This is a genomic window from Bradyrhizobium sp. SUTN9-2, from assembly GCF_003122645.1.
GTDB classification, from domain to species: Bacteria; Pseudomonadota; Alphaproteobacteria; order Rhizobiales; family Xanthobacteraceae; genus Bradyrhizobium; species Bradyrhizobium yuanmingense.
Genome location: NZ_LAXE01000001.1, coordinates 2,376,741 through 2,379,920 on the forward strand (window position 1 = coordinate 2,376,741; position 3,180 = coordinate 2,379,920).

The 3,180-nt window shown below is 58.2% G+C and carries 2 protein-coding genes and 1 pseudogene; all 3 read right to left on the reverse strand.

Annotated features, from left to right (window positions below):
* A pseudogene (locus XF30_RS40085) lies at positions 1-83 on the reverse strand (transposase); the annotation flags it as partial.
* A gap of 6 nt (positions 84-89) precedes the next feature.
* Positions 90-950: a tyrosine-type recombinase/integrase gene (locus XF30_RS11055; RefSeq protein ID WP_109142692.1), complete on the reverse strand. Its 861-nt coding sequence runs from the start codon at positions 948-950 to the stop codon at positions 90-92.
* Positions 951-2,960: 2,010 nt separating this feature from the next.
* Entirely contained in the window at positions 2,961-3,128 is a 168-nt protein-coding gene (locus XF30_RS38035; RefSeq protein ID WP_158284347.1) for a hypothetical protein, read from the reverse strand.
* Positions 3,129-3,180 lie beyond the last annotated feature (52 nt).

Here is a 3,180-nt window from a genome sequence, read left to right on the forward strand (position 1 = left end):
CCCAGATGCCCGGCACGGGCTTGCCGAAGCGCTTCGCCGTAGCGGCGGAAGATATCTGCCACTTCCAGAACCGGAGCCATCAGGTCCGCTCAGCCGGGCGGCACGACCTCCAGGCGGAGCCGGTCAAGTGGACTTGGGGTATTGCTGATGGTCTTTGTGGCGACTTGGGTATAGCGCGCCGTGCTGGCCAGACTGGCATGGCCGAGCAGCACCTGGATGATGCGTACGTCGGCCCCGTTCTCCAGCAGATGAGTCGCGAATGTGTGCCGCAGCGTATGCACTGTCACCGACTTGCTCAAGCCGGCCGCAGCACAGGCTGAACGGCAGGCGGCGTGCAGCACGTTAGGGACGAGCGGACGCTCGTCATCGCGGCCGGGAAATAGCCATCGTTTTGGCCGAGTGAGCCGCCAATACGTCCGCAGAATCCTCAAAAGCTGCGGCGAGAGCATAACGTAACGGTCCTTGCCGCCCTTGCCGTGCTCGACTCGGATCAACATCCGTTGGCTGTCAATGTCGACAACCTTCAAGAGGACCACTTCCGATACGCGCAAGCCCGCGGCATAGACGGTGGTCAACGCGGTACGGCTCTTGAGGCTGGGGATTGCTTCCAGGAAGCGGACGACCTCGTCGGCGCTCAGCACGACCGGCAGTTTGCGTGGTTTACGCGCATAGGCGATGCGCTCCGGCACGGTGTCATGACCAAGCGTCACACCGTAGAAGAACCGCAGTGCGCAGACGATCTGGTTCAGCGCCGACCAGGACATCCCGGTCGCAACCAGATGAACCTGGAAGGCACGGATATCCTCCAGGTCGAGGCGGTCGGGAGAACGACCGAAATATCGGCTCAACTTCGCTACGGCATTGAGGTAGGATTGCTGCGTCGCCGGTGACAGATTGCGGACCGTCATGTCCTCGATCATGCGGCGGCGAAGCGGGCTGATCTCAGCCATCGGAAAACCTCCTGTCTAAAGGGTTAGGCTTCGAAAACCCGCAATCCTCTCAGACAGGAGGCGATCCTTGCTATGCCTTCCTACATGCCGCGCCAGCGGCTTCGTTCAATCTGCTATCGTTGTGCATCATTTGACGCGCCTTGAGCTTACGGACCTGCTACAGTTCTCACAACGCGGGGGCAAGGCATGAACAATCTGAGGAACTCACTGGGGGGAGCTCGAAGCCCAGATTTGTCCCAACTGCCACGTGAACATGAGCTGGTGAGCCGGTGATGATCGCTCACTTCTTCGTCTGTCCCAATTGCGACCGCGCTCAGCGTACTGACACGAAACTCACCTCGTCCTCGGTGCCATCGGACAGGCTCGCTGGGCCTCGCCTCCGCATAATCGCAGCGGCAAATTAGCCGCCAGCTGAGGAGGCCTTACGTCAGTTCCCGGCGGAGATTGTCGAGGATTTTCCGCTGCTGCTCGATGACTCGCGGGACCATCTGACGGAATTCTTCGAGGGAAAGAGGCTTTTGTTTCTGGTCTCTGGTTTCTCAGGCGCATCGCGCCCGGTCATCGTTACTGGCTCTTCTTCGCCAGCAGTTCGGCAAAGAAAGCGAATTAGGACACTTCTAAGTCTACATCAGGAACCGAGGCACGCCGCCACCCTGTCCGACGCCACACGCCCCCGCACCTGATGGCCGTCCGCTAAAGATCACCTTCGGCGAAATGCGTAGCATGGGCCTGCCCGGCGCCGTGGTCTACTGCCACTACGGCCGGCACTTCTCTCGGACTGCCAATCGTTGGCCTGATGGGGTGCGCCTGTCGCGCAGTGTGTCTGCCAGGAGGCGGGTATCGCGGTGTTCGGCCGCACTTCCAGAGTGGAAACCAGAGGCTCGCAATAGAGTCCGTGGCGGCCTCAGCATCGGGCCGGGGGGCGTAATGATGCTGAGGCCTCCGGACAGGCTCTTGCCCCGCAATACCGAGACCGTCGCCGTTCCGATAAGCCGGCTGACGAGATGAGGTTCCGCCCCTTCCTCCCAATCATCTCAAGTGCGGCGGAATTCCCACAAACGCATGTCGATCGAAACAAAAGGCCGCAGGCGCTGCTCTGGTACAGATCCTGCGGCCTTGCCGCGACGTTCCGCACGATCGACGCGGCGCTACAATCGTTAGCACAGTGGCTGGCCAGCGTGAACCGGCGGATCAGCGGATAACGGCTAGGTGAACGAAACCATTTGCTGGTCCCGTCGAAGCAGGTTGGAAACAATCAGGGCTCAACCTTTTCCATCGGAAAGAGAGGGACTTGAGATGATTGCACTCAAAGCGCTCGTACTCGCCCTTGGTGCTGGGATCCTGTTTTGGGTGTATTCGGGTGACTTGGACTATGACGTAGCTCTCGCCATTGTGGCCTGTCTGTCATGACGAGGAAAGCCCGCCAGCGGGAACCGGCGGGCTGATTGCAACGGCCTCATTGGAAATCATCTTTGTCTCCTCCATTGAGGAGCTCCAGTCGTCGTTCGAGCTCTGCTTTCTCGCCACGAGTCTTTCGGCGAGAATATGATTGACAACCGTGTGCAATTGCCACAGCTCTTCAAGAGACATGCTCTCAAACGGCTTCCGCTCCATGAATCACGCGACCCACGCTTCCCAAAAATTGGGCTTAGAAGCGGAATCCTCGCAATTCTGTGTAGTGAGAGGGAAGGTTTATCAGGTGCGGTGTCGAGCGACCTTCTTGAAAGCCAACCGGTTCCTCCTCAATCGAGAGCGCCGCAACTCAGCGTGCGCCAGTCGGTTCCGCAGGCTGGCCAATTCGCCCATCTGATTCTTGAGAGAGGTCAATCGTTGCTGGAGGGCAATGGTGCGATGGAAATCGGCTTGATCAAGGGTACTCATCATATCCTCAGCCCATAAAATGATTTGAATACAGCAAACATCATGACAGAATTATCACTGCGTTCAATATTCACTAGTGTGCACAAGTAAAAAACGCCCCCCAGCTTGAACCGGCGGTTTCAGGCCCGATCATTTCTTCAGCAGCAGACACATATCTCGCGCTACCCGCTTGATCGACGCGGTGTACCGCCCAAGAGCGGCAGCGATTTCGGAGGTGCTCGCTCCTTGTTTGACCAATTCGACAAGCAGCTGCATCTCCGCCGCCGTCCACTCCTTGGGCTTGCGATTCCTAATCATTTGGCGCTCCGATATTCGGTGCGAACTCAGAAAAGAAATAATTCAAAGAATG